Source organism: Micromonospora olivasterospora, assembly GCF_007830265.1.
Classification (GTDB): Bacteria; Actinomycetota; Actinomycetes; order Mycobacteriales; family Micromonosporaceae; genus Micromonospora; species Micromonospora olivasterospora.
On sequence record NZ_VLKE01000001.1, the window covers coordinates 2336836 to 2363767 of the forward strand.

The 26932-nt window shown below is 68.9% G+C and carries 14 protein-coding genes and 4 pseudogenes; 8 read left to right on the top strand and 10 right to left on the bottom strand.

The annotated features are described in order from the left end of the window. Nucleotides 1-26: 26 nt before the first annotated feature. Both JD77_RS10695 and JD77_RS10700 read right to left on the bottom strand, forming a co-directional pair. On the bottom strand, nucleotides 27-7814 hold the full coding sequence (locus tag JD77_RS10695; RefSeq protein WP_145774131.1) for a hypothetical protein: 7788 nt from the start codon (nucleotides 7812-7814) through the stop codon (nucleotides 27-29). Then, nucleotides 7721-9718 (bottom strand): hypothetical protein, encoded by a 1998-nt coding sequence (locus JD77_RS10700; RefSeq protein WP_145774132.1) that lies wholly within the window; start codon nucleotides 9716-9718, stop codon nucleotides 7721-7723. The genes JD77_RS10695 and JD77_RS10700 overlap by 94 nt, the downstream gene beginning before the upstream one ends. A gap of 634 nt (nucleotides 9719-10352) precedes the next feature. Between JD77_RS10700 and JD77_RS10705 the strand changes: the two genes are divergently transcribed. Then, nucleotides 10353-10700: a cation-translocating P-type ATPase C-terminal domain-containing protein gene (locus JD77_RS10705; RefSeq protein WP_281292173.1), complete on the top strand. Its 348-nt coding sequence runs from the start codon at nucleotides 10353-10355 to the stop codon at nucleotides 10698-10700. Nucleotides 10701-10862: 162 nt separating this feature from the next. Continuing rightward, nucleotides 10863-12206 (top strand): IS701 family transposase, encoded by a 1344-nt coding sequence (locus JD77_RS10710; protein WP_246140610.1) that lies wholly within the window; start codon nucleotides 10863-10865, stop codon nucleotides 12204-12206. A 26-nt stretch (nucleotides 12207-12232) separates the two neighbouring features. On the opposite strand, the pseudogene JD77_RS10715 reads toward JD77_RS10710, so the two are convergent. Continuing rightward, nucleotides 12233-13033 (bottom strand): annotated as a pseudogene (locus JD77_RS10715) (IS701 family transposase); the annotation flags it as partial. A 115-nt stretch (nucleotides 13034-13148) separates the two neighbouring features. Here JD77_RS10715 and JD77_RS10720 point away from each other — a divergent pair. Beyond that, nucleotides 13149-14555, top strand: a complete 1407-nt coding sequence (locus JD77_RS10720) for an IS4 family transposase (RefSeq protein ID WP_145774135.1) — start codon at nucleotides 13149-13151, stop codon at nucleotides 14553-14555. Nucleotides 14556-14565: 10 nt separating this feature from the next. Here JD77_RS10720 and JD77_RS10725 read toward each other — a convergent pair. Continuing rightward, a pseudogene (locus JD77_RS10725) lies at nucleotides 14566-15042 on the bottom strand (IS701 family transposase); the annotation flags it as partial. A 441-nt stretch (nucleotides 15043-15483) separates the two neighbouring features. Between JD77_RS10725 and JD77_RS10730 the strand changes: the two are divergent. From JD77_RS10730 to JD77_RS10745, 4 genes are all read left to right on the top strand, one after another. Next, complete coding sequence (locus JD77_RS10730) at nucleotides 15484-16725, top strand: IS256 family transposase (protein WP_145773316.1); 1242 nt, start codon at nucleotides 15484-15486, stop codon at nucleotides 16723-16725. Beyond that, nucleotides 16722-16922: a hypothetical protein gene (locus JD77_RS10735; protein ID WP_145773317.1), complete on the top strand. Its 201-nt coding sequence runs from the start codon at nucleotides 16722-16724 to the stop codon at nucleotides 16920-16922. Before JD77_RS10730 ends, JD77_RS10735 begins: the two co-directional genes overlap by 4 nt. A 257-nt stretch (nucleotides 16923-17179) precedes the next feature. Continuing rightward, complete coding sequence (locus JD77_RS10740) at nucleotides 17180-18361, top strand: low temperature requirement protein A (protein WP_145774136.1); 1182 nt, start codon at nucleotides 17180-17182, stop codon at nucleotides 18359-18361. Between the two features lie 483 nt (nucleotides 18362-18844). After that, the gene (locus JD77_RS10745) at nucleotides 18845-19756 is read left to right on the top strand and encodes a hypothetical protein (RefSeq protein WP_145774137.1); all 912 of its coding nucleotides are present in this window, start codon (nucleotides 18845-18847) and stop codon (nucleotides 19754-19756) included. 253 nt (nucleotides 19757-20009) lie between these two features. Here JD77_RS10745 and JD77_RS10750 read toward each other — a convergent pair. Then, nucleotides 20010-20785, bottom strand: a pseudogene (locus JD77_RS10750) (transposase family protein). A gap of 789 nt (nucleotides 20786-21574) precedes the next feature. Here JD77_RS10750 and JD77_RS32800 point away from each other — a divergent pair. Continuing rightward, nucleotides 21575-21838: a hypothetical protein gene (locus JD77_RS32800; protein ID WP_484213883.1), complete on the top strand. Its 264-nt coding sequence runs from the start codon at nucleotides 21575-21577 to the stop codon at nucleotides 21836-21838. 586 nt (nucleotides 21839-22424) lie between these two features. Here JD77_RS32800 and JD77_RS10760 read toward each other — a convergent pair. From JD77_RS10760 to JD77_RS10780, 5 genes and pseudogenes are all read right to left on the bottom strand, one after another. Next, complete coding sequence (locus JD77_RS10760; RefSeq protein ID WP_211372532.1) at nucleotides 22425-22640, bottom strand: hypothetical protein; 216 nt, start codon at nucleotides 22638-22640, stop codon at nucleotides 22425-22427. A 469-nt stretch (nucleotides 22641-23109) separates the two neighbouring features. After that, nucleotides 23110-23824, bottom strand: a pseudogene (locus tag JD77_RS10765) (IS6 family transposase). Nucleotides 23825-23929: 105 nt separating this feature from the next. Next, entirely contained in the window at nucleotides 23930-25303 is a 1374-nt protein-coding gene (locus JD77_RS10770; protein ID WP_145774138.1) for a DUF6880 family protein, read from the bottom strand. Further along, nucleotides 25300-25674, bottom strand: coding sequence for a hypothetical protein (locus JD77_RS10775; protein WP_211372533.1), 375 nt, complete (start codon nucleotides 25672-25674; stop codon nucleotides 25300-25302). The genes JD77_RS10770 and JD77_RS10775 overlap by 4 nt, the downstream gene beginning before the upstream one ends. After that, complete coding sequence (locus JD77_RS10780; RefSeq protein WP_145774139.1) at nucleotides 25671-26882, bottom strand: hypothetical protein; 1212 nt, start codon at nucleotides 26880-26882, stop codon at nucleotides 25671-25673. Before JD77_RS10780 ends, JD77_RS10775 begins: the two co-directional genes overlap by 4 nt. Nucleotides 26883-26932 lie beyond the last annotated feature (50 nt).

Consider the following 26932-nt stretch of genomic DNA (forward strand, 5'->3'; position numbering starts at 1 on the left):
AGTCGGCCTGGGGCGCGGTGCCGGTGTTACCACTGGTCCGTTTCCCCAGGCCGCTCACCGAACCCGCCGTCGGGCGTGGTGTCGGGTTCTTGTTTGATGGGTGGGAAATTCTTCTCCGCGTCTTCCCCCTTGAAATAGAGAGGACCGTAGTCGGGGATGACGATGCGACAGGGGTTGATGTCACGGTCAAACAGGTTGTCCAGAGCGAACAATATCTTGATCGGTTGTCGGCGGATGTCGTTGTTGTTGTCGGGGATCCTGATGGTGAATTGCAGGAACACCGCGTTGGTGCGGTAGGTGTCGGGTTCCAGGGTGCCGGGTTTGAGTGCGGTGTTGGCGAAAGCAATGGAGTTTGCGAAGCCTTCGGCGCTCATGAAAATGTCGCGCTTGCGTTGTCGTGGAGGCACAAGTCGCCGACCGCGAGACCGACGGCTATCGGCGAGAGGGCGGGAGGTTTCGACGTTCATCGTATAGGATGGGTACAGCCGGTAGGTTTGTTTCCAGACTGCTTCTCGTTGCTGATCTTCGAATACGGCGCCGAGGTACGGGCCGAGCATTTCCATGAGGAACCGCCGCACGAAGGCGTCGTCCAGGACCAATCCCAACCTGCCTTCGAGTTTGTCGTGTCCGCGTTCGTGATCCTTCAGGTGGTCTTTGGTCATGGGGAGGACTTTGACTCGCGGGTTTTCCAATGATTCGCCGAGGACCAGTCGGCGCACCTCCGCTGCGACCATCTGCTCGAGCAGGGGCCACAGGCGCTCCAACTCCTCGTCCGGTACGCGGGGTAGCCGGGGGTCTTCCGGGTTGTTGGCGATGTTCTTCAAGGTCTGTTTGCCCGAGTCCATGCTGGCGGTGATGCGGTCGGCGTTGGCGCGGACGACGGGGTGCACCTGGCCGTTCTCGTCGGCGAAGGGCGCATAGACCCGTCCGCGCGGGTCGTCATCGTCACGCCAGGGAAAGGCGTCGTCCATTCCCGGGACTGGTTGGACGCTGTCTGTGATCTCTCGCATCAGCACAACGTCTTGTTCGGCTGACACTTCCTCGGGCGTGGCCCAGATAATCTCGGTCCGTACCTTATCGAGGTGACGCCGCTCCAGCGGTGTGGTGCGTGGTTCCGGGTTTTCTGGTTGGTCGGGGTGGGGCCGCGACCTGATGGTGGCCGTCAGTCGGGGAGGCGACGAGGTCCGCGCTGCCGGCGGCCCCTGACCGACCTGCGCCCGCCGCGGCGGGGTGTCGACCGGCGCGGACGTCGCAGGGGAAGCCCCGGCGCCCTGTCGACCGTCATGGACCGCGGCCGCGTTGTAGTGGTTGACGACGGTCGGATTGTTCGGGTCGGCCGCGACGTGGTACAGGTCGACCGGCCGGCCGGCGGCCGGACCGTACTCGGCGCTCACCATCGGTGGCGCCCCCCACCCGGATTCCCGCCAGATGGTGACCCGGCGGCCGGTCGCGTGGGCCAGCAGCGGGCCGAAGAACTCCCCGACCGGGGCGCCCCACTGCTGTTTCCAGTTGTCCACCGCCGCTCGGACCACCGCCAGCTCGTCGGGTTCGAGCTGACGGTCGGACTGGCTCAACACGACGACCAAGAAGTCACGGGCCGCGCCCGGTTCCAGGACGTCCACCGGGAAGCCCTGGCCGTGCCGGTTGAGGAAGTCCAGTTGCCGCTGCGGCGCGTCCGTCGCCGCGCCGAGACCCAGCGGCCCGCCGGACAGCATCGCCTCGGCACGCACCGCCTGGTACCGGTGCGCGATCACGGCCGCAGGCAGCATGCCCGCTTCGGTGACGTAAGGGCTGTCAAGATAACGCAACCAATCCAGCACCTGCTGGTCGTCGCGCAGGGCCGCCACCTGCCGCACACGCTCTTCCCGGAAGTTGATCCGCTGCCTGGTCACATCCGCGGGCAACCGCCCGGCGTTACTGTCCAGGTACCCCCGGACGTGGGCCTGCAACAGCGCGCTCACCCGCGCGAGCGGGGACTCGCGGGGCACCTCCGAGCCGACCAGCCCCACCGCGCTGGTACGCACCCGACCGGGATCGGACAGGAACTGGTACAAGTCCACGGAAAGGCGCGGATGCAGCACATCACGCACCCAGATCGGATCGGTGGCGATGAAGGCGTACAGCATGCAGTACCCGTCAGCCGGCACCGGCAACATCGGATCCGGACCGGCCACCGACGCGACGGCCGGCCGCTGCACAGACACCAACGACGACCTGTCCACCGCAACATCCCAGAACGCGTCGGCTGGTCTCTGCGTAACGCCAGCCTCGCCGGCCGCCCGCGGCCAACCCTCCAGCGGCTGCGGCTGCGGCTGCGGCTGCTGCGGCTGCGGCTGCGGCGCGGGGGCGGGGGCGGGGGCGGCCGTCGGAGTCCGCACTACCGGTTGCCCCCGGTCGACCTGCACGCTCGCCACCCCCGGCCGCTGCTGGCCCTGCGCCGGACTCCCGACCACCGGACGGGCCCACGACCCGGCGACCGGCGGGATCGGGCCGTCCGTGTTGGATCCGGGGACATCTACCGCGTCGTCCCGCGCCGCCTGATATGCCATGCCCACGGATCCGGTTGACGCGGGTGCCACCGCGGCGGCGACATCGCTGGACCCACCGGTCAGCTCCGGCGGGTCCCCCGCCGTCCCCCCGCCCGCATTCACGGGCTGGTACTCGTAGGTCCGCAGCCTGTCCAGGTCCTTCTGGGTGGGGGCCGGGTCCAGCCACCGCCAGAACGGGCCTCGGTTCCGGCGATCCAGGCTCTCGACCTTGATCCACGCGGCCGGCTCACCCTCAGGCGACCCGTCCGTGCGGCGGCGGCCGAACCAGACCGTCGCCTCCCGGCCCGCAGCGACCACACCGACATGCGGCGTCTTGCCGTCCACCGTGATCGTCAGCCGCCCTCGCCGGTCGACCTGGACCTCTTTGGTGTACCCGCCGGTCAGCTGCCGCGGGCTCCCTTCCGTCCACCCGTCCGCATACACGGTCTGGGGCTTATAGGTCTTCAGCCTCTTCAGGTCGTTCTCGGTGGGGGCCGGGTCCAGCCACCGCCAGAACGGGCCGCCGTCCCGGTCGTTCAGGCTCTCGACCTTGATCCACGCGGCCGGCTCACCCTCAGGCAACCCGTCCGTGCGACCGAACCAGACCGTCGCCATCTGGCCCGCAGCGGCCACACCAGCACCCGGCGCCTTGCCGCTCACCGTGATCGGCAGCCGCCCTCGCCCGTCGACCTGGACCTCTTTGGTGTACCCGCCGGTCAGCTGCGGCGGGCTCCCCGCCGTCCACTCGCCCGCACGCTCGGTCGCGCTCTTGTAGTTCTTCAGCTTCTTCAGGTCGTTCTCGGTGGGGGCCGGGTCCAGCCACCGCCAGAACGGGCCGCCCTTCCGGTCGTTCAGGCTCTCGACCTTGATCCACGCAGCCGGCTCACCCTCAGGCAACCCGCCCGCGCGGCCGAACCAGACCGTCGCCATCTGGCCCGCAGCGGCCACACCGGCATCCGGCTTCTTGCCGCGCAGCCAGATCGGCAGCCGCCCTCGCCCGTTGAGCGGAACCTTTTTGGTGTACCCGCCGGTCAGCTGCGGCGGGTCGTCCGCCGTCCACTCGGCCGCATGCACGGTCTGGGGCTTATAGGTCTCCAGCTTCTTCAGGTCGTTCTCGGTGGGGGCCGGGTCCAGCCACCGCCAGAACGGGCTGCCGTCCCGGTCGTTCAGGCTCTCGACCTTGATCCACGCGGCCGGCTCACCCTCAGGCGACCCGTCCGTGCGACCGAACCAGACCGTCGCCATCTGGCCCGCAGCGGCCACACCAGCACCCGGCTTCTTGCCGCTCACCGTGATCGTCAGCTGCCCTCGCTCGTTGAGCCGAACCTCTTTGGTGTACCCGCCGGTCAGCTGCGGCGGGTCCCCCGCCGTCCACTCGCCCGCATGCACGGTCTGGGGCGTGTAGGTCTCCAGCCTCTTCAGGTCGTTCTCGGTGGGGGCCGGGTCCAGCCACCGCCAGAACGGGCCGCCGTCCCGGTCGTTCAGGCTCTCGACCTTGATCCACGCGGCCGGCTCACCCTCAGGCAACCCGTCCGTGCGACCGAACCAGACCGTCGCCATCTGGCCCGCAGCGGCCACACCAGCAACCGGCGCCTTGCCGCTCACCGTGATCGTCAGCCGCCCTCGCCCGTCGACCTGGACCTCTTTGGTGTACCCGCCGGTCAGCTGCGGCGGGTCCCCCGCCGTCCACTCGGCCGCATGCACGGTCTGGGGCGTGTAGGTCTCCAGCTTCTTCAGGTCGTTCTCAGTGGGGGCCGGGTCCAGCCACCGCCAGAACGGGCCGCCGTCCCGGTCGTTCAGGCTCTCGACCTTGATCCACGCGGCCGGCTCACCCTCAGGCAACCCGTCCGTGCGACCGAACCAGACCGTCGCCATCTGGCCCGCAGCGGCCACACCAGCACCCGGCTTCTTGCCGCTCACCCTGATCGTCAGCTGCCCTCGCCCGTCGACCTGGACCTCTTTGGTGTACCCGCCGGTCAGCTGCGGCGGGTCCCCCGCCGTCCACTCGGCCGCATGCACGGTCTGGGGCTTATAGGTCTTCAGCCTCTTCAGGTCGTTCTCGGTGGGGGCCGGGTCCAGCCACCGCCAGAACGGGCCGCCGTCCCGGTCGTTCAGGCTCTCGACCTTGATCCACGCGGCCGGCTCACCCTCAGGCAACCCGTCCGTGCGACCGAACCAGACCGTCGCCATCTGGCCCGCAGCGGCCACACCAGCAACCGGCGCCTTGCCGCCCACCCTGATCGTCAGCCGCCCTCGCCCGTCGACCTGGACCTCTTTGGTGTACCCGCCGGTCAGCTGCCGCGGGCTCCCTTCCGTCCACCCGTCCGCATACACGGTCTGGGGCTTGTAGGTCTTCAGCCTCTTCAGGTCGTTCTCGGTGGGGGCCGGGTCCAGCCACCGCCAGAACGGGCCGCCGTCCCGGTCGTTCAGGCTCTCGACCTTGATCCACGCGGCCGGCTCACCCTCAGGCAACCCGTCCGTGCGACCGAACCAGACCGTCGCCATCTGGCCCGCAGCGGCCACACCAGCAACCGACTTCTTGCCGCCCACCGTGATCGTCAGCCGCCCATCCCCGTTGAGCCGAACCTCTTTGGTGTACCCGCCGGTCAGCTGCGGCGGGTTCCCCGCCGTCCACCCGGCTGCCACATCAGCTGGGAGTCTTGCCCGAGCGCCTGCGTCCTGGACCATCGACTCGGAGCCGAACCCACCGGAGTCGGGCCCGCCGTGCGCTGCCGCCGGTCCCCGGCCCGCAGACCGGCGCAGGCGCCCCTGACCCGTGCCGGCACCAGCAGGGCCAGCACCCTGATCGTGCCTGACGGTCTCGCTGCCGGACACCGCGAAATTGATCCCGAACGCCTCCAGGACCAGGTGCGGCAACATCTGCGTCAGGCCGGGCACAGACCTCTCCCTGGAATCCAACGCCTGCCGCAACACCTCCAAGGAAGGACTGGACAACTGCAGACGCTGCCGGAGATCCGTACGCTGAACGATCCGGTCAAGCTCGATGGCCAGATAGTGGCGGACATCATCAACCTCCACCGTCGCCAGACCGAGCGTCTCCGCCACCTGGCCCCCCGCCCTGTCCAGCACCCGCTGGAAGAAGCCATCCCACGCCCGGGATGCCACGATCTCGGGCGGGGCCAGGGCCGTCGTCACCGGCGGTGGCACCGGCGTCCGCGGCTCGGCGTCCACCTCCATCACAACAACCCGCCCGGCGCCGGTCGGTGGCTCACCACCGCCGGGATTCAACCGCGCGTCAGAAACCCCCGACCCGTAACCGGGGAATCCTGGTGGCACGGCGTAACCATCGCCGTCCGACAGCTGCCCGCCCGCATCAGAGCCGACGTCAGCCGGGGGGTGCCACTCCATCGCCGCCGGCCGGCCCGGCAACGAATCAGAGACCGGGTCCGACGACCCCGAGCCCGACTCGGGCGGCCGAGCCGGCCGGTCGGACGGCTGCCAGGGGAAGCCGGCCGGTTCGGGGGAGGTGGCGTCCGCCTGCATGGCTTGGGACGGGCCGCGGGGTGGGGTGGTGGAGGCGAGCAGGATGGCGCTGGGGTCGATGCTGGTCGTGGTGGTGGGCTGCGGGTGTGCGGTGGTGCGGTCGGGAAGGAGGCTGGTGATGGTGGTGGGTCGTCCGGTGCTGTCGAACGCGGCGAGTCGGGTGCTCGACGCGAACAGGTGCCGCAGCCACGGGTCGGTGGTCGGGTCGGGTGGTTCGGGTCGGTCCTCGGCGCCGGGCACCAGGCCGTCGCGCACCTTGATGGTCGGTGGTCCGGATGGTTGTGGTTGGCTGTGGAGGGCGAACACGTGTTGTGGTTCGTTGGGTGGTGCGACCCTGACCACGACCATCGAGCCCGGTGCCGCCCGTAGGGCGGCGAGTACGTCCTGTGGTGTGACTCCGTCGGGCCAGCCGTCGGGGTGGGCGACGCGTTCGGGTGTCGCGTCGAGGATGTCCAGGAGTTGCGGCCAGCTCGTGGTGGGGGCGAGTCGGCCGTCGGGTCCGAGGATCCGATCGTCGGATACCGTCCGGTTGCCGGGCCGTCCGTAGGCGGTGGTGTAGGCGTCGAGGGTGGCCTGGACGCACCACCACCACGGGTCGCGGCTGTCGGGGGCCACCGGTGTCTGATCGATCCAGTCGGCGACCCGCCGCGCGGACTCGGCCGCCGCGGCCGGCCCGGTCGCCGCGACCGCCGGTTCCGGTGCCGTGCTGGCCGGCTCGCCGCGTCCGACCGGGTCACCACCGACCGAGTCACCCAACGAGGACACGTCACCGAACGGATCCCTGTCCCCGCTGTCGCGCCCGACCGGGTCGCCGCTGATCAACCCGTCCCGCGAAGCGGCGTCACCGAACGAGTTCGTGTCCCAGAAATCGCGCCTGGCCGGGTCACCATCGACCGAGTCGGCCGACGAGGACACGTCACTGAACGGATCCGGGTCCCCGCTGTCGGGCTTGGCCGGGTCGCGGCTGATCGGCTCGTCCAGTGAGGAGAGGTCACTGACCGTGAAGGTGTCGTTGGGCCTGCCATCGCGGCTGAACACGTCATCGCCGGAGGCGGACAGGTCACTGACCGATGTCCTGTCGCTGGTGTGGTCGTGGTTCGGCGTGCCGTCGGTGCGGGGGGCAGCACCACCCGGCGCCGTAGTACGGGCACCGGCCGCAGCCGGCGTGCCCGGAGTGCCCGGCGCACCCGGCGCGCTGGGCGTGCCCGGCACGCTGGGCACAGCCGGCACGCTGGGGGTGGCGGGCGTGGCGTGGCCGGTGGCCTGGGCGAGTACCTGGTGGTATCCGTTGACCCAGTCCTGTCGGAAGGATCCGGCGAGGGTGTCGTGGCTGGCCGGTTCGACGCCGTACTCGCGGGCCAGGGCGGTGAACTGGGTTTCCGCCTGGCTGGTCGCTGCCGCGGTGTGCTGCTCGGGAGTCACCGACGCCAGCGGCGCGTCGGTACGCCGGTGTGCCGGGGTGTCCGTGCCGGATGCGGTGGTGTCCGGTGCGGTGGTGTCGGGGATGGCCGCGGCCGTGACACGGGCCGGCAGGTCGGTGACCGCCTGCCGGACCACGTCCGCCACGGCGCTCACCTGCGCGGCGTCGGGCCTGACCGCGGCAGCCGACGGCACGGCGGGCGGCACGGCGGGCGGCACGGCGGGCGGCACGGTCAGTGGCACGGTCAGTGGTGCGGTCAGTGGTGCGGTCAGTGGTGCGGCGGGTAGTGGAGTGGCGCCGAGGATCGCGTCGAGGCTCCGCTCCACGTGGGCCCGCACCTCCCGCTCGACCGCGGCGCGCACGACCTCCGACGGCGGTGTCGCCGCCCCGGCGCCCCCCGGCACGCCAGCGCCCCCGGCGGGACGACGCCGCCTGGCGGGATGACGCCGCCTGGCGGGATGACGCCGCCTGGCAGGGGGGCGGTGGCCGGTGTGCCCGTGGTGAAGTACTGGTCGAGGTGGTGCCCGACGGCCAGGTGCGCGATCGAACGCAACGCCTGCCGGTCGAACTCCCCGGGCAGCGCCGCGACAACCTGCTCCGGGCGTACCGCCGCCGGGACCTGCCCGCCCGCCGGGACCTGCCCCGCGAGGGTTTCGGTGACCTGGGCGACCGCCCGGTCCCGGACACCGAACAGGAACTGGTCGGTCAGGGCGGTGGCGGGCAGACCGACCTGAGACAGGAAAACGGGCACGGCCGGGTCGTTCTGCCGGGCGTCGGCCCACTCGGTGAACACCCGCTCGACCGGCACCGGAAGCCCGGCCAGGAACTGCCGCGCCGGCCCCGTCCCGGCCAACAACCCACCGTAGCGGTCCGCCAGATCCTGCTGGAACCGCTGCCACTGCTCCACCACCGGCCCACCCGCTGCCGCGACCCACGCCGGCACCGGCGCAGCCGGCATCGACAGGTTCGACACCGACCACGACGGCACCGACAGGTCCAGGTGCGGCGCGGGCAGGTCCAGGTGCGGCGCGGGCAGGTCCAGGTGCGGCGCGGGCAGGTCCAGGTGCGGCGCGGGCAGGTCCAGGTGCGGCGCGGGCAGGTCCAGGTGCGGCGCGGGCAGGTCCAGGTGCGGCGCGGGCAGGTCCAGCTTCGGCGTGGGCAGGTTCGAAGCCGGCCGCGGCGCCGGGGTGGGCGGCGGGGCCTGCCCGCCGGTCACCACAGGCTTCGGATCGTCGACCCCAGCCTCGTACCCCGCGGACGTGTCCCCACCCACCGGTGTCGGCCCCACCGGCAGGACCGGCCTACCGTCCGGCGTGAACGCGAGGTGAGGCACCTGCGCCCGAGGCTGCATCACGGCGCGACTCACGACGAACCCGAGGCCGCTCGCGGCCGCCCCGCCCGCCCCCGAAATCGCCCCGGACAGAAGATCCGCACCAAGATTACCGGGGTCCCAGTACCCATCGACCATCAAGCTGGCGCCGATACCGAACAGCCCCTCCCCGAGGGTCTCCGTCACCGGCCGCGACAGCACATCGGTCAGCAGATGCTTGGTGGTGTCCGACACGCCCAGCTTGCCGACCGCGCCCGCGACGACGCCAGCGACCCTGCCCAACGCCGGCCCGCCCACCGTGGTCAGGAACGCCACCGCCCCCGCGAACGCCGCCTGCTTACCGACCGTCGACCAGTTCACCCCCGGCTGCAGACCATCGGTCATCATCGACACCTCGGCCAGCAGCGCAGAACCCGGCATGAACAACATCTGCATCGCCGTGCCACTCGCCGCCGACCGCACCAACGCCGACCGCAGGATCGCCTGAATGATCGTCCGCGTCTGCGCGATGTGCGCCGCCGCCCCCACCGGGTTCCAGAACCACATCGCCGCGGCGACGGCGAACTCGGCAATCATGAAGTTGAACATGGCCAACGCCGTACGCTTGCCGACCTCCGTCTCCACGAAGAACTTCTTCTCCGCATCGACCACGGCGAGCATCAGGTCGGCCGTCTCGGCCATCTTCCTCACAAACGGAGCGGTCTGCGCCACGAACCGGTCGAAGGCCTCACCCTCCCCCGCCTGCCGGACCGCCCTGATCGTCTGCTCCAGCAACGGACCCAGCACCGTACGCACCCGAAGCGCCAGCATTTCCAGCGTGCCGATGTCATCCCGCAACAACGGCAGCTCCGCCCGGGACACCCTCATCCCGGTGAACGCTTCCAAAGCCCGCAACCAGCTCTCACTGAGCTCAAGGGTCGGAACGGCGGCGGCCAACGCGCAACGCTCCTTCCCCGCCCCGGATCAGCCGCGCTGACCGCCGCTCATATCCGGAACCACATCAGCGCCGGCCCCCTCCGTGGCGACCCCGATTACGGTGACGGAGGCCCTGCTCACCGCCCACAGGCCGACCGGCGAGATCGCCCACACGGGCGTCAAAAGCCCCGACCCAGGCCACCCGGCGGCGGCACATCGAGCGCACGAACGCCCGACACAACGCCCTCAACCCGCTACAACGCTGCCACGAACGCAAAGAAGACGTGGCCAACGCTCACTTCAACCTCGCCGATGCCATCGTCACCATCCGTAGCCTCATCCGTCAGGCATGGTTCTTGTACCGGTGGAACACCCGCTCCACCCGCCGACCATGAAGGCCACCCGCCTGCGCGGCCGCTCAGCCAGTTGACCGAAGATGCCGAGCACGATGCTGCCCCAGCAACTCCACCCGCTGCGCCAGCCTCGTTGAAGGGCACCTCTTCACTCATAACGCCGCCCGCATCTCGGCCCGCAGTCCCTCGTCGCCCGACACGCTCACCCTTACCTCCTCTGCTATCTCACGGCCGGGCCGTAGCAACGGGTTCATTGCGGCAATACACTGTTCAACGGCCCCGGCAGCATCCGTCCCCGCCCCATCGTCGCGTGCCAGATCGGCACCGCCCTCGCCGCCCGCACCGAACGGGCCCCGCTCCGCTCCATCGGCCTGGCGACCAACCGCCTCCTGCTTCGGGGAATCGCGTTCGAACTCGCCTTCGCCGCCACCATCGTCACCGTGCCGCCGCTACAGACGATCTTCGGCACCACCCCGCCCGACCCCCTGATGCTCGCCATCCTGATCACCTTCCCCATACTCCTATGGGCATCCGGCGACGGACAGCCGGGAAACATCGCCAGCACTAGTAGTGCTTTGTTAGGTTGTGTCGTCGAATGGGCGGTTGCAGGTGTGGCAAGCGCCGGCCATGACGACGAGCAGTTGTTGTAGCTCGCGTACTACGGCGTAGTACGGCAGCCGCCATTGGTGGTCTGACCTCGCGGGACGCGGTGGGGGCGTGCAACGTGGACGCAGCCGCCTGTCGATCATGTGTTTGTGAGGACTACAAGATCGAAGGCGGCTGCGGTTGCCAGGGTAGCGGCTGGGCGCGCGGTGCGGGAACGGGCCGGGCTGTTGCAGCGGCTGCGGTCGTGCTTCGCCCGAACGCAGACGTGGCAGCACGCGGGAAGGTACATATCGGCGCTGGTCAGCCAGGTGCCGAAGCGCAACGGGTGGACCATCGCCGAGCAGGTCGGGGACGCCACGCCGGACCGCACGCAGCGGCTGCTGAACCGGGCGGTGTGGGACACGACGGCCGCGATGAGCCAGGTCCGGCGGTTCGCCGCTGCGGGTCTGGACGAGGCGGCGCGCCGTCGGCGGCGGCGTGGCCTGGTCGTCGGCGCGTTGGACGAGACGGGCCAGCCCAAGCAGGGCAAGGCGACGTGCGGGGTGAAGCGGCAGTACATGGGGTGCGCGGGCCGGGTCGCGAACGGGATCAACACGGTGCACCTGTCCTACGTTCGGGAGAAGACAGGGCACGCGTTGATCGGGGCGCGTCAGTGGATCCCGGCCGAGCACATCACCGACCCCCGGGCCTCGGCCGGTATGGGACTGCCGCCGGAGGTGGAGTTCCGCACCAAGGGCCAGCTGGCCATCGATATCTGTGCTGATGCGTTCGCCGACGGCCTGGTATTCGACTTCGCCTGCGGCGACGAGGTGTACGGCAACTGCACACAACTACGGGAGTTCTTCGAGCAGCACGGGCAGGCGTACGTGCTGCGGGTCGCTGCCACCTTCATGATCGACCTGCCCTCCGAAGCGAAACTGACCTGCGCACAGGCCGTCACGCTGCTGGTCAAGGACAAGCGTCGGTGGGAGGTCCGCTCGGCCGGTACCGGGTCGAAGGGACAGCGCTGGTATGCCTGGGCGTGGATCGCCACCGCCTCGCCCCGCCATCATCTGCTCATCCGCCGTCACCTGCGCAGCGGTGAACTGGCCTTCCACTACTGCCATGTGCCCGAGGGGCAGATCCTGACCAAGACGAGGCTGATCCGCGCTGCCGGGCTGCGCTGGCCGGTCGAGGAAGATTTCGAGTTCAGCAAGGACCACTTCGGCCTGGATCAGTGCCAAGCGAGGCTCTACACCGCGATCCAGCGGCACACCGTGCTGGTCATGGCCGCCCTCGCGGTCTGCGCGGTCACCGCCGCCCACCTCGCCGACCGCACCGACACCCAGGCACCGCCGCCAAGCACACCGGACCAGCCGCCGCCACCCGAGCCCGGAATGATCCCGCTGACCGTCCCCGAGGTCAAACGACTACTCGCCAACGCCCTCCAGCATCCGAAACCACCCGGCCACGCCACGCACTGGCTCAACTGGCGACGCCGTCACCAGGCCCGCGCCCGCTGGTTCCACCAACGCACACGGCTGAACCGGGACTACACCCTGGTCAGCTAGCAACTGGCGGCTGCCGTAGTAGAGGGTCAGGCCGGCGCATCCGCTTTTGGGTCCAGGCGTAGCAGGGTGCAGAAGGCTTGGGCGAGCACGGTGAGGGTGACGTGGCGATGCCAGCCGGTGAAGCTGCGGCCTTCGAAGTGGTCGATGCCCAGGCCTGTCTTGAGTTCGCGGTAGTCGTGTTCGACCCGCCAGCGGATCTTTCCGAGTCGGACCAGTGTCTTGAGTGATGTGCGTGGCTGCATGTTGGACAGCCAGTACTTGACTGGCTCGTCGGCGCCGGGTGGCCATTCGGCGATCAACCAGCATTCGGGCAGGCTGCCGTCGCCGCCGCGGGGGATGTCCCGGTTCGCGGGGCGGATGCGTAGCCGTAGGAAGTGCGGACGCATCGCCGCGGTCGGGTTCGTTGTGCTGCGCCGGCTGCCGCGCCGCCAGGTGACCTGCCGTGCGGTGCCGCGGCCCGCGGCCAGGACCAGGTCCTTGAGGGTGACCGGCGGGTCGGGGTAGGCCGGGCGGGGTGGGCGGCCCCGTCCGGAGTGGGCCGCGGTGACCGGGACCGCGTCGGCGGGGTGGGCGGTGGCGGTCGGGTCGACCTGGACCACGTAGCGCAGGCCACGTTCGGCCAGGCCGAGCCGGAACAGGGTGCAGTCGCCGTAGCCGGAGTCCGCGGCGACCGGCAGTCTCGGCAGCCCCCACTGGTCGATCATCTGGTCGAGCATGTCCAGCGCGAGGCGCCATTTCTCCCGGTGCCGCACATCGTCGGGCAGGCGGGCCCGGCCCCGCCGAGCCCGCACCGCCGCGGCCCGGTCGGGATCGGCGAACATGGTGTCAACGCCGTTGCGTTTGGCGATCGGCGGATGAGTCAAGGAGGGCTTTGAAGACGCGAACGGGACTTCTGATAGATCAACTTGTGTCGAGCAAGAAGATCATGCCTCAGGAGTCCCGTTGCAGGAGAAGTCTGTCATCACCCGGTCGATCGAGGTAGCCGGGGGTGTGCACGCGCCCGGACATCTGGGCGAGTTGACCCAGATCATCGACTTCGACCTGGTCGACGCGGTGCTGGAAGAAACCGGGACACGCGAGAAGCGGCTGCGGCTGCTGCCGTCTCGGGTCGTGGTGTACTTCGTCCTCGCACTCGCCCTGCTCGAACGCTGTTCCTACCGAGCGACCTGGGGGAAGCTGACCGCGGCCCTGGCCGGCTTGTGCCTGACGCGGCCGAGTACCTCCTCACTGTCACGCGCTCGCCGCCGGGTCGGAGTAGCACCGCTACGGCGCCTGTTCGAGACCCTGGCCGGTGCCGTCGGTCTGCTCGGCCAGCCCGGCGTGTTCTACCGGGGCCTGCGTACCGTGGCCATCGACGGCACCCACCTGCACGTGCCCGACGAGGAGCAGGTCACCTGGCGCTACCCCACACGCGTAGGAGACAAGCTGGAGTTCGGCTACCCGCTGCTACGGCTGCTCGTGGTGATCGAGTGCGGGACCCGCGCCCTGCTCGCCGCGGCCTTCGGCCCCGAAACAGAAGGCGAACTGGCGTACGCGCAGCGGCTTCTGGGCGTCCTGGACCGCACGATGCTGCTGCTGGCCGACGCCGGCTTCGACGCCGCGGAATTCCTGCGCGACGTCGAAGCCGGCGGCGCGCAGTTCCTGGTCCGCTCATCCGCCCGCCGCTGCCCGACCATCCAGCGTCGCCTACCCGACGGCTCCTACCTGGCCCGCATCGGCTACGGCAGCCTACCCGCTCTCATCCTGGTGCGGGTCATCGAAGCACAGGTCACCGTCACACTGGCCGACGGCAGCCTGCGGCGCGAGCAGTGGCGGCTGATCACCAGCCTGACAGACCACACCCGCTACCCCGCCCACGAACTCGTGGACCTCTACCACGAACGCTGGCAGGCCGAAACCACGTACTTCTCGATCAAAGCGACCATGCTCGACGGCCGCGTCCTGCGCTCCCGCAGCATCCCCGGGATCGAGCAGGAGGTGTACGCCCTGCTCACCGCCTACCAGGCCCTCATCCGCGCGGCAGCAGACGCCACCTGCACCCAGCCCGGCCTGGACATGGACCGGATCAGCTTCACCATCCTCATCGACGCCGCCGCCGACACGATCACCACCGCCAGCGGAATCCTTCCCGGCAGCTCAACCGACCTCCTCGGCACGATAGGCCACGCCGCGCTGGCCGACCTCCTACCCGCCTGGCGCCGCCCTCGAATCAAGGCCCGCTCCCGCAAGAACCCGACCAGCAAGTACAGCCCGAACGCCGGACAGCACCCCGCAACCACGCAGACCTACACCTTCCACGCCGACATCACAATCTTCGAAAAGGGGCTTGCCTCCCGCTCACGGCGCTAAACGCAACGGTGTTGACCATGGTGTCGTCCCACGATCGCGGACAGAACAACCGCCAGTTCGCGGCCACCGACGCGGTGTCGGTGACCGCCTGGACGCTTACCCCGATCTGACAGTTGCCGGTCTTGCCCAGGGTGCCCGAGTACTGGCGGGCCACACACGGCGAGGCGGTGCCGTCCTTCGGGAAGCCCGAGTCGTCGATCACGTACGCGGCCGGGTCGATCGCGTCGACCGCCCACCGTGCCACGTTCGCCCGCACCGCCGTGTAGTCCCACGTCGAGGACGTGATGAACTGCTGCAACTGCTGATGATCGACGCCGAGGCGTTCCGCCATCGGCTGCATCGACTTCCGCGCCCCATCGGTGAGCAGGCCACGCATGTACAACTCGCCCTTGACCCGCTGATCCGAACGCCGAACCGCACCATCCAACATCGCCGCGGTGAACTCGACCAGCCGCGGACGCACCTTCTCGACCTGCTCCGGAGTCACACCACCAAGCCAAACACCAACCACAATCGGCAGCTACGCGACACGCCGTGAACCTAACAAAGCACTACTACCACCCGTCCGATTAAAGCCTCCTCAGTCCGTCCACGTCCGGCCGGGTTCTGGCTGGTCCAGGCGCTGACTGCGGCCGGCATCTTCGATCGTCGATAACGGGCGGGTCTTCCGACAGCCATGAAATCCGGCTGCGTCCCGGTACGTCTGTGCCAGTTCCCCGACGTCCGAGCAGCCACCGAGCAGCCACCCACCCGACAACCACCGGCGAGGCTGCGAGTCCACCTTCGGCCGGGCTTCGTTGAGTGGCGTCCCTGATAGTGGTGTAACGCGGTTGGCGTGATCGCCGGACAGCCTGTCCGGCATAGAGCGCGGCCATCGCGTGATCTTTCGAGTGAACCTTCGACAGCACTCTCGAAAGGGACTACCGCGATGACCGCACCTCACATCATCGACCCTGCCGGCCTGCTGGGCCAGGCACTGACCGACGCGTCACCGGATCTGATGCGGCACCTGCTGTCCACGGTGATCAACTCTCTGCTGTCGGCGGAGGCCGACGCGGTCTGCGGCGCCGAGTACGGCATCGCCTCGCCGGAACGGATCAACTCCCGCAACGGCTACCGGCACCGCGAGCTCGACACCCGCATCGGCACGATCGACGTGGCCATCCCGAAACTGCGGTCGGGCTCCTACTTCCCCGAGTGGCTGCTCGAACGGCGTAAGCGGGCCGAGGCCGCGCTGGTCAGTGTGGTCGCGACCTGCTACCTGCTCGGCGTCTCCACCCGACGCATGGACAAACTCGTACAGTCGCTGGGCATCACCAGCCTGTCCAAGTCACAGGTCTCGCGGATGGCCGCCGACCTGGACGCCCAGGTCGCGGCGTTCCGCACCCGGCCGCTGAGCGAGTCGGGGCCGTTCACGTTCGTGGCCGCCGACGCGCTGACCATGAAGGTCCGCGAGCAGGGCCGGGTCGTCAACGCGGTCGTGCTGGTCGCGACCGGCGTCAACGCCGACGGCCACCGCGAGGTCCTCGGCGTCAAGGTCGCCACAAGCGAGACCAAGCAGGCATGGAACGCGTTCTTCGCCGACATGGTCGCCCGCGGCCTGACCGGCACCCTGCTGGTCACCAGCGACGCCCACGCCGGCCTGGTCGACGCGATCGCCGCGAACCTGCCCGGCGCGTCCTGGCAGAGGTGCCGCACGCACTACGCCGCGAACCTGATGGCGGTGTGTCCGAAGTCCGCGTGGCCGGCGGTCAAGACCGTGCTGCACTCGGTCTACGACCAGGTCGACGCCGCTACGGTCCACGCCCAGTTCGACAAACTCCTCGACTCGGTCAGCAGGTCGCTGCCGGCCGTGGCCGCCCACCTCGACGACGCCCGCGCCGACCTGCTCGCCTTCACCGGCTTCCCGCAACAGATCTGGCGCCAGATCTGGTCGAACAACCCCAACGAACGACTCAACAAGGAGATCCGCCGCCGCACCGACGTCGTCGGGATCTTCCCCGACCGCGACGCCGTCATCCGCCTCGTCGGTGCCGTCCTTGCCGAACAACACGACGAATGGACCGAAGGCCGCCGCTACTTCGCCCTCGACATCCTCGCCAAGGCCCGCGAGACCGCCAGAACCACCACGACGAGTCCGGACCTGCCCCAACTGGAGACCGCAGCATGACCGACGTGACCGGCGACCACACCATCCCCACCCCGGCCGAACGCAAGAAGCTCAACGCCGCCCTGGCCGCCACCGGCACCGAGACCGGCTTCTGGGACGGCCACGGCCGTCCCGCAGCCTGGCCCGACGACATCGACCGCTGGCAACCCGAAACCAACGAACCCGCCCCTGAGCAGCCCGGAACACAACCCTTCTAACCAGTACAACTCGAAAGATCAGCCGTTACACCACTTCCAGGGGCTTGACCGCTCGTTGGCGTACGTAGTTGGCCAGTCGGCCCGGACGAGGGGTCAGGATGATCACCATCAGCTGCGACCACGCAGCGGTATGGTCTGCCTTGGAGGCGAGCACCGTTGGTGGCCTCCGTGACCTGCTAACCGGATGTGCCGGCATTGGGCACCGGTGCGGCGAGCGCGGCCGGCTGCGGGTCAGCCGGCGTTAGGTGACCATACGGATGCCGCACACCTTCGAGCGCTACCTGCGGGCTCCCGAACATCCGCAGCAGGCGACCTTCCTGGAGCTCTTCTTCGACCTGGCGTACATCTTCGCGTTCACCCGCATCTCGGGGCGCCTGGTCGACGACCTCGACCTGATCAACGCCGCGCAGACGCTGGTGCTGCTGCTCGCGATCTTCTGGGTCTGGACCTTCACCGCCTGGTCGACCAACTTCTTCAACCCGGAGCGGGTCCAGATCCAGCTCCTCGTCATCGCGAGCATGTTCGGCACCGTCGTGCTGACGATCGCGGTGCCCGGCGCGTTCGAGGCGCGGGGGCTGCTGTTCGCGGGCACCTACCTGCTCATTCACATCGCCCGCTCGCTCACCCTGCGGTACCTGCTGCGCGGCCACGAGCTGCAGCACGTCCCCTACCTGGTGCTCTCCTGGTTCGGCCTATCCGCCGTACCCTGGATCGTCGGCGCGTTCGCGCCGAGCCCGGTCCGACTGGCGCTGTGGGCGCTGGCGATCGCCATCGACTACCTGGGCGGGATCCTGCTCTGGCCGACCCCGAAACTCGGCCGGATGCGGGAGTCGCAGTGGGCGTTCGCCCCGGAGCATCTGGCCGAGCGGTACCGGCAGTTCTTCAACATCTCGCTGGGCGAAACGATCCTGGTCCTCGGTGCCACCTTCATCGCCGCCAAGGCGACGTTCCTCCGGACCGGCGCCCTGATAGCCGCCTTCGCCACCACGGCGCTGATCTGGCGGATCTACTTCTACCAGGCGGCGCACACGCTGGCCGACACCCTCAAATCGTCGAACCAACCAAACCGGCTCGGCCGGGCAGCGGCGGACGCCCACCTGATCATGGTGGCCGGAGTCGTCGTCACCTCGGTCAGCTACCGGGCCGTCATCGACGGACCGAACGGGCACACGCCAATCTCGTGGCTCCTGGTCATCCTCGGCGGACCGGCACTGTTCCTCGCCGGCCGCGCCCGCTTCGAGTACACCGTGTACGCCGGCGTGTCCCCGACCCGGCCGATCGGGGTGCTGGTGCTGGGAGCTCTCGTGGCACCCCTGCTCCTCGCGCCGCCGCTGGTGGCCGCCGCCGCGGTGGTCGTCGTGCTGACCGGCATCGCGCTGGCCGACGCGCTGCGCGTCCGGCATCGGCCGCCAGCCCAACCCTCCCCGCCGCCCCATTGAGTGTGTCCAGACCTTCGCCCTCGCCGCTCGTTCGGAGAGGATGAGCAGGTTGGACGAGCCCGGCTCCCTGCTGCTCTCGTCTCCGTCGAGCCGACACGGCAACTGTCCGCACGCTGGAGAGGGCGGCCCGGGAAGGTGCCATCGACGGCTTCGTCGGAGGCGAAGAAGCCCGGGCAGCTTGGTCCCGGTGTGGGGTCTTGACGATGACGTAGCCGTCGGGGTTGCCCGCGGGGGCGATTGCCGTAGCGACGGAAGACAGCAGCTCCGTCGACCAGCGACAGAGACCAGGCTTGCTCGGGAGGGCTGGCTCTGATATTCAGAGAGAGCTGGTTACGCGGCTGGGGTCGAACCCCAGCAGGCAGCCTTAATCTCTCCCGGGCAACGGCGTCGTGGACGTACCTCGACGTGCAGCCCTGAAATGCACTCTCTCGCTCGCGGGGCGCGCGCTACTTGCGTGTGCCCGCTCGTCCGAAGGACTCCCAGATGAAGACGGTCTATCACGGCTTCCTGCCGCAGCACACCGCGAGCACCCACCGAGTGTTCGCCGTCGTCGACCACGGCGGCGGGGAAACGGTGGAGGCCTTGGCCACGTTCCCCACCGCGGAGCGGGCCGACACGATCGCGGACCTGCTGAACCTCTTGACCGCTGGGCACCCGCCGGAGCGGACCCATGACCGGCTACTGGCAGCGCTCGACGCCGAGCCAGGCCCGGTCCGCGCCTCGGTCACCTCAATCCTCGATACCCTCAGCCACAACAAGCACGCTCTGGCCGCCCACCTGCGGCGCCGAACGGCTGCGGGCATCGCCAGCTTCTCGGTCAGCGGCTGCCCGTCAGGTGGGTGCGGCACCTGCACGACATGCAGCGAGGGGTGCCTCGACTGCCCTGCCTGCGATAGCGGTGAATGCGATACCTGCATGGCGCCCGTAATCACGCCGCGGACCGCGCTGCTGCTGCACGCCACAGCGGAGATCTTCAGCGACGAGGTCCGCATGACCGCGAAGGACCCCGACGGCTGGTATGACTTCCCGCCGTTCGTCCAGCACCTGTCCCCCGAGGCGGCGAACCGGTTCCGGACCGCGTTTCTCAACCTGGCCGCTGACCTCGCCCACGGCATCGAGCCCCACCCACGCACCAACGCCGAAGAGATCGCACTGCACCTAATGACCGACCGCGCCAACGTCATACTCGAACTCGGCACCTTCGACGACGAACTGGAGCGGCTGCCCGAATCGACCGCCGACTACGACTGGGAGGGCATCCTGGATGTGCTCTTCCAAGACGACGACTACGCCGGGCTGATGGCCCACCGGGGCAAGCTGCCCGCCAAGACGGTCGTCAGCATGTTCGAACGGTTCGACAACATGCCCGAGCGTCCGCACGCGGCGGCGCCGTGACGGCCCCCAGTAGGGGTCCTGCACTGGCGCGGTGTACCAGGGGCACGATGCGCTGCCTCCTCGAACTGGTCGGCCCGCAATGCGGCTGGGCCGGCAGACGCGCCAGGACCTTACATACAGTTCGTGCGGCGCCGACGCCGACGTCCCAGCGCCGATCTTCGTCGTTGTACCAGCCTTCTACATACTGGAAGATCGCCTAGCTAAAGGATGTCTCGTAACTGGGTGAAGGCGTTGCCTGGCAACGGTGCCGGTGTCACCCGGCGAGGATGATGTTGTGGAGATGGGCGATGCCGGAAGCGGTGTCGGCCAATGTGTTGGCGGCGCGGCGGTAGTCGCGCAGGATCTTGAACGTCTTCATGCGGGCCAGGGCGTGTTCGACCTGGGCGCGGACGGTGCGGTGTTGCTTGTTCAGGTCGGTCTTCCAGTCGGGTAGCTCGCTGCCGTCGGTGGGTTTGCGGTACGGGATGATCACCTCGGGGTTGCCGCGGTAGGCGCCGTCAGCCGTGACCGGCCGTCCGGCCAGTTCCTGGTCGATGCCGCTGGTGCGGTAGACGATGGTGTCGTTGCGGTTGCCGGGTTGAGGGTCGCCGAGGGCGACGACGAGGCGGGTGTGGGCGTCGATGGCGACCTGCAGGTTGGTGCTGTAGCGGTAGTTCTTGCTCGGGGGGGGCGATGGTCCCGGGTCGGGACCAGAGTGCCGTCGACGATGGTGATCTGGTCGACCCGACGCCGGCGTCCCGGCGTCAGAGCGAGCAGGGGGCCGACGGTGTCGATGACCCGATGCGCGACGGAGTGCGACACCCCGAACAGCGGGCCGATCTGCCGCATCGTCAGGTTCGTACGCCAGTACGCGGCCGCCAGCAGCACACGGTCGGCGAGGTCGAGCGACCACTGCCGTCCCGGCCGACCGTCGGCGATGGCGTCACCGCCACGCTCGGCGACCAGCCGGACCAGCCTGCGGAACTGGACGGGCTGCAGCCCGGTAAACGGGAAGATCCACTCCGGGCGGGCCGCTGAGATCACCTGCACCCCGACATGATCCACCATGGACCTGGCACCGAGTTACGAGACGTCCTTTAGCGGGCGGGCACGGATGGTCAGGGCTGCCGGTTCAGCAGTTCGATCTTGAGAGTGGCGAAGAACGACTCGACGACGGTGTTGTCCCAGCGCTGCTCGCGCCGGCTCAGCGACAGTCGGATACTGCGGCGATTGGCGAGGCGGGATTACTGGGTGCTGGTCTTGACAGCCGCGATCGGAATGGAGGATCAGCCCCAGGCGGGTCGGCGGGGCGGCGATGGTGACGGTTCGCCGCGTGCGTGGGCAGATGCCGCGCAATCCCGGCAGTACGCATCAGCCGGGCACCGCGTTTGCGGCCGCGGCGGACTCTGCTGCCGAATTCGTGACACGCCGTCGGGATCGTTCTGGCTGGCTGGTTCTGGGGTGATGATCTCTGTTCGCGGTCGTGTTCTCCTCGTTGGCGGCCGCGGGATGGGGGTGTACGGGTGTCGATGCAGCCGCGGTCGCGGGTGGAGATTCCGGAGCAGACGGTGCTGGTGGCCCGGGCGGCGTTCCCGCAGGGCAGCGTGGCGATGTTTGCCCGTGACGAGCTGGGTGAGGTGTTCGCCGATGAACAGTTCGCTGCCGCGTTCGGCGTTCGGGGCGCCCCAGCCGAGTCCCCGGGTGTGCTGGCGTTAGTGACCGCCCTGCAGTACGCGGAGAACCTGACCGACCGGCAAGCCGCGCAGATGGTGGCCCGGGGCCATCGACTGGAAGTACGCCCTCGCGCTGGAACTGACCGATCCCGGGTTCGATGCCAGCGTGTTGAGCAAGTTCCGGGCCCGGCTGGTCGAACACGGCCTGGAGGAACAGGTCTTCATCAGGATGCTCGCGGTGCTGGCCGACAAGGGCCTGGTCAGTGCCGGCGGTAAGCAGCGCACCGATTCCACCCACGTGATCAGCGCGGTCCGCGACCTCAACCGTCTGGAACTGGCCGGCGAGTCGGTACCTCAACCCATCTGGGAGGAACGAACGTGTCGCCTCGATCGAAGCTGTCTCTCTTGCGGGGGAACATCTGAGCAGTAATCAGAGGGTCGAGCCGACCGGGTCTCCTCCAGTGCGCAACAAGCCAAGGCCGCCACCTGCGGAAACAGGTGCACCGCCTTCTTGGCTTTCCATTTTTCGCATCCATGGGTCCCATCTGATGGGATTGGCTGCTCCGTGGCTGCTCGGCTGTCGGAAGTCGCCCGAGGGGTGCGACTGCAGGGAAAACCGCCCCTGACCTGCGCAAACGTGGGCCACAACCGTGACCCACACGTGACCCAGGCGAAAGCAGGGAACATAGCCGGTTGGCTATATTCCCTGCTCAAGTGGTGCGCCCGAAGGACTCGAACCCCTAACCTTCTGATCCGTAGTCACATGTTTCAATGTGACTACGGAGAAGGTCTCCATTCGTCCGAACCCGTCCAACAGAGTCCGGCCGCAACCTGCCAAGTCCTAGCAGGTCCGGGCGCTATATCGCTCATGGTGGATTTCCAAGAGCCTTTGTGAGTAAGAGCTTCGTACGGGGCAGTCCCTACACGTCGGCGACAGTTCGCCGGCGTCCGAGCAGCCACGGAGCAACCATCATGACATACCCCGGCGACTTCCACCACCAGAGATGGCAACACGATCAACGGCGCTGTTGCGTTGGCGGCTCGGTGGACACGCCGAGCCGCGTCACCGGGCACTGTCGGATGGCTCGGGCCAGTTCCGTAAACGCGGCGGCCACCCGCAGACCGGGCTGGACGTCAGCGGCGAGTTCGTAGTGTCCGCGTCGGAGGTTCTGAACGAAGGCATGGCCGGCGATGATCGTCTGCGCGGTGCGGTCGGTGCGGAGTCCGCGCATCGGTCTGAAGCCTGTGGCACCTGCCGAGACCTCACCGGGTTCCTGTCGCAGCAGGGGCCCAGAAGCAGGGGGCAGCCTGATCCGGGAGGTGCCGGTGAGGGCGGGAGCAGCCCCGACGATGTAGCGGGGGCGTGGTACTGCCAGACGCGTCGGCCGCGCTAGCGAGGTGGAAAGGGATAGCGATCGCGAACGAAGGTCTGATCCCCCGTGATTCGAAAACGACCCTGAACCTGGCGGATGTGGGTCGATGCAGTGCTGGGCGGGCTTCAGTTGGTGGCCCGTCCGCTTCCTGGCCGTCCAGTCTGTGCGGTCAGGGAGACCACGAGGAAGGCCTGCGGCGTACTCGTGGTGATGCTGCCGGGGTAAAGCTCGATCCCGACCCCACCCAACGGTGGCCAGTGAACGTGGGAAGCGGGCGCTGTTGCGTTGGCGGATCGGTGGGCACGCCGAGCCGCGTCACCGGGCACTGTCAGATGGCTCGGGCCAGTTCCGTAAACGCGGCGGCCACCCACAGACCGGGCGGGACGTCAGCGGCGAGTTCGTTGTGTCCTCGTCGGAGGTTCTGAACGAAGGCATGGCCGGCGATGACGTTTGCGCGGTGCGGTCGGTGCGGAGTCCGCGTATCGGTCTGAGCCTGTGCTTGAGCTGGCTGTGGTCGGCCTCGATCGGATTGTTGGCGTGTCGTTCGATGTGGTGCCACGCCGACGGGACCAGGTCGTCGCGCACCCTCGGATAGACCGGGTTCGCGTCGGTGACAACCTCGCCGGGCGTGACCTTCAGCGTGGTCGGCGCCCGGTGAAAACCGCCGGGCCGCTGCGGCGTCCCGACGGGCCGAGACGAGCAGGTCGATGACCTGACCATGCTGGTCCACGGTTGTACGCGTACCGCCACACCCCGTTGACCTTGACGTTGGTCTCGTCCACGAACCAACGGTCACCAGGTGAGTGACGAGCGAAGCGAGCGGCGTCGGCCAACAGCGGGGTGAACCGCCGCACCCGCCGGTAGACCGTAACGTGATCCACCTCGACACCCCGCTCGACCAGTAACTCCTCCACATCCCGGTACGAGAGGTCGAACCGCAGATACCAACGGACCGCCAGCACGATCACCTCGGGCGGGAACCGGAACCCGACGAACGCCGACGCAGGCGGAGACCAGGACCGGACACGAGTCGACGACCTCACCGGCCCAGCAGACCACACCCGGCAAGCCGGAGTCGATCATGCTTTCGCCCAATGCAACAGATCCCTGCCGGTGGAAGGCGTGTAGCGCGTTCGGCGCCGAGTTGATCATTCGGAGACATGTCGACCCCAGCGGGCCTTCGCCTGATCGGGGAAGGACGGCTGTGGGGTCGGGTCGGTTCCGGTCACCACCGCATCGAAGCCTGGCAGGAAGCTCGTCTTGCGGCCGTGCTGCGCATACACCTCATCGACGACCTGCTGCCACTGGTCTGGCTGGTCTGCCTGCTGGTAGCAGCGCTTGGCGTGGTCGAAGTACCGCAGCGCGGCGCCGTAGTACTTGCTCGTGCCGGCCTCCAGGATACGCATGCCCGCGGCCCGCCAGATCCGGGCGGCCTCACCGGGGTGGCCCGGTTCCAGCGCGGTACCGGCCTGTTCTGCCGCGTGGTGGCCGACGCCCTCCCATGAGCTGTCGGAGGTGCGGGCGGCCAGTTGCCCGAGGCGTCCAGTCTCGTCGGTGTGCAGCAGCAGCTCGATCACCGCGGGCAGGTAGCGGTCGCCGTCCAGCGCCTCGGTGATGGCTCGGTCGTGCCAGCCGGGGCGCTCAGCGTGCGGGACGAACGTCATCAGGTGGTCGTAGGAGTACCGGTCGGGGTGCTTGCGGTAGTCGGCCCAGGCCGTCTCCAGCGCCTGATCGCCGTGACCCAGGTCGGCCAGGAGCCGCGGCTTGAGCTCGGTGAGGCTGTGCGCGGCGAAGGACGGGTACGGCCGCTCGGCGTCGAGTTGCAGGCCACGCTCCACCCAGGCCAGCGCCTGGGCCGGGTCGCCCCGGGAGACCAGCAGGTTCGCGACCGTGAGGCAGTCGTCGGCGGTCAGGCCCGTGCGTTCGGCGAGTTCGACGTACGCGTCGAGGTCTCCTCCGGCGGCATACAGCGACCGCAGCACCTCGGCCCACCGTGTCGTCTCGGCCCGTCGCCGGCGCGCGTCCCGGTCGGCTTGGTCCGACCCGACGGAGGCCGGAGTTGCCTGATCGGCGGCCTCGAACCGGCTGCGGATCTGGTCGATGAACGCCGCGAGGCCGGCCTCGTCGAAGACGGTGGCGATCTGGTGTTCCAGCCGGTGGCAGAAGCCGTACTGGTCGTCGTCCATCCAGGCCAGCAGCCGGGCCGTAGTCTGCTGCGGGGACGCCTGCGCGGCCTGGCGGGCGGTGATCCAGCCGCTGATCAGGCTCTGGGCGAACATGCCGAAGCTGCCGCTGGAGTCGTCGACCTCCTCGGCCTTCTCGTAGCACCCGGCCAGGAACGTCTCGTACAGGGTGGCAGCCCGTTCGGCATCGTCGGCGACGAGCTGGCCGACGGTCGCCGTGACCTGTTCGAGGCCGTCGACGAACCGGAAGCAGCCGCGGTCGGACACGAACCGGCCCGGGTCGAGGGCGTGTTCGATCTCGGCTTCCACGGGATCCGGGTGGTTGCTCTTGGTGCTCACCGGGACCTCCGGCGGGAACGGGTGCTGGCCGGCTCGGGTTCGGCGCGGGCCGCGTGGAAGCCCGAGTCGTCGCCGAGGTGGAAGAAGATCCGCCCGTCGAGCGTGCCGTCGTCGGCGAGGCTTGCCCAGCCACGACCGGTGACCTGGTCGCCCTCGTCGCTGCCCTCCCAGGTGAACTCGACGCAGGGCCGCCCGTCGCGGGTCGTCTCGCGGCAGTCCATCCACCCATCGACGACGATGAACCCGAACCGCCCGGTCCGGTCGCGGTCGAACTCGATGAACGCGGGCGCCACCAGGTCGATGGCGTCGGTGTCCCACAACTCCATCGATACGATCCGCCACCGGCCGGTGAAGTCCGCCATGCTCGTCATCCGAGTCCCTCCACGTCGCTGCGAGGTCGTAGGAATGCCCGTTGACGGTTGCTCAGCGGGGTGACGCCGGGTAGCGGAGTTCGGTCGAAGAAACCCGCCTTGTACCGCCGCAGCAGCGCCTCGCCGTCGCGCTGCCAGGTGAAGCGGGGCTTGCCCAACAGCCGGGCGAAGACCCGGCCGGCCCGGTCGGGATCCTGCTCGGCCAGCCTGCGTAGCGCGATCGGGGGAAGGGTCTGGCTCTTGAGGTACCCGCTGACCGCCTCCCGGTAGCGGCGACCGGTGATCAGGGCTGGGTCGGCGAACACCTCCTGTATGAGCCGGTACTCCGGCAGGAACCACAGCCCGTCGACCTCGTCGAACATGACGCCGACGGTCTCGGCCTGTTCAAGATCGGGTGATATCGACATCCGGGGTACCGAGGGTGGCTGCTCTTCGTCGGGGGCGTCCTGGGACGCCGGTCTGTGGAGAGCACTGATCCGGGTGGCGTGGTGGTTCCAGAACCCGGCCATCCGGTCGGCGAGTTCGTGCCCGGTGACGATGGCCAGGTCGGCACCGAAGAACTCGATGAAGTGCCCGCGGAGCCGGTGGTGAAGCTCCCAGCCGAGGGCGATCTTGTCCGGGTTGCGGAACACCGCGGCCGGGCAGGTGTTGGCCATCTCGGCCGCGGCCCGGCACATCTCGCGGCGAGCTTCGAGCGGTGCGGCGTTGAGCGCCCCGGACAGCAGCCAGTCCTCGCCGAGCGGCACCAATCTGGCCCACAGGATCGTTTCGGGGGTGAGCTGTTCGAGCAACTGCGGACCCGCGTTGGAGCGAACCCGGTAGGTGAGTTCGTCGGCCAGGTTGACCATGACGGCGGCGTCGCCGTCATGACGTTCGACCTCGAAGATGCCCTCCACGACCGTCACCCAGCAGCGAAGCATGGCGCGTTCGGCCTCCGGCAGGTCGGGCCGGGACGCGATGAACTGTTCCACGACCGTACGGCCGTCGCCGGAACGGTGTTCCAGCACGAAGCGGTCCAGGAAGTTGATGTAGTCGACCTGGTTGCCGGGCTTGGCTGTGCCGAACCGGTTGGCGTAGGCCGAACGGAACTCGCCGGTGAAGCGTTGGCTCTGCCCGAAGGCGACGAGTGCCGCCTTCAACGGCGCGCTGCGGTGGAGCAGATCGTCGGCGGCTGCGGTGACGGAGGGGCCCGGGATGCCCTGGTTCACCTGGCGATTCTGTCAGAGCGCTCGATGTGTCCTCGTGGCCGGTGGGTCGG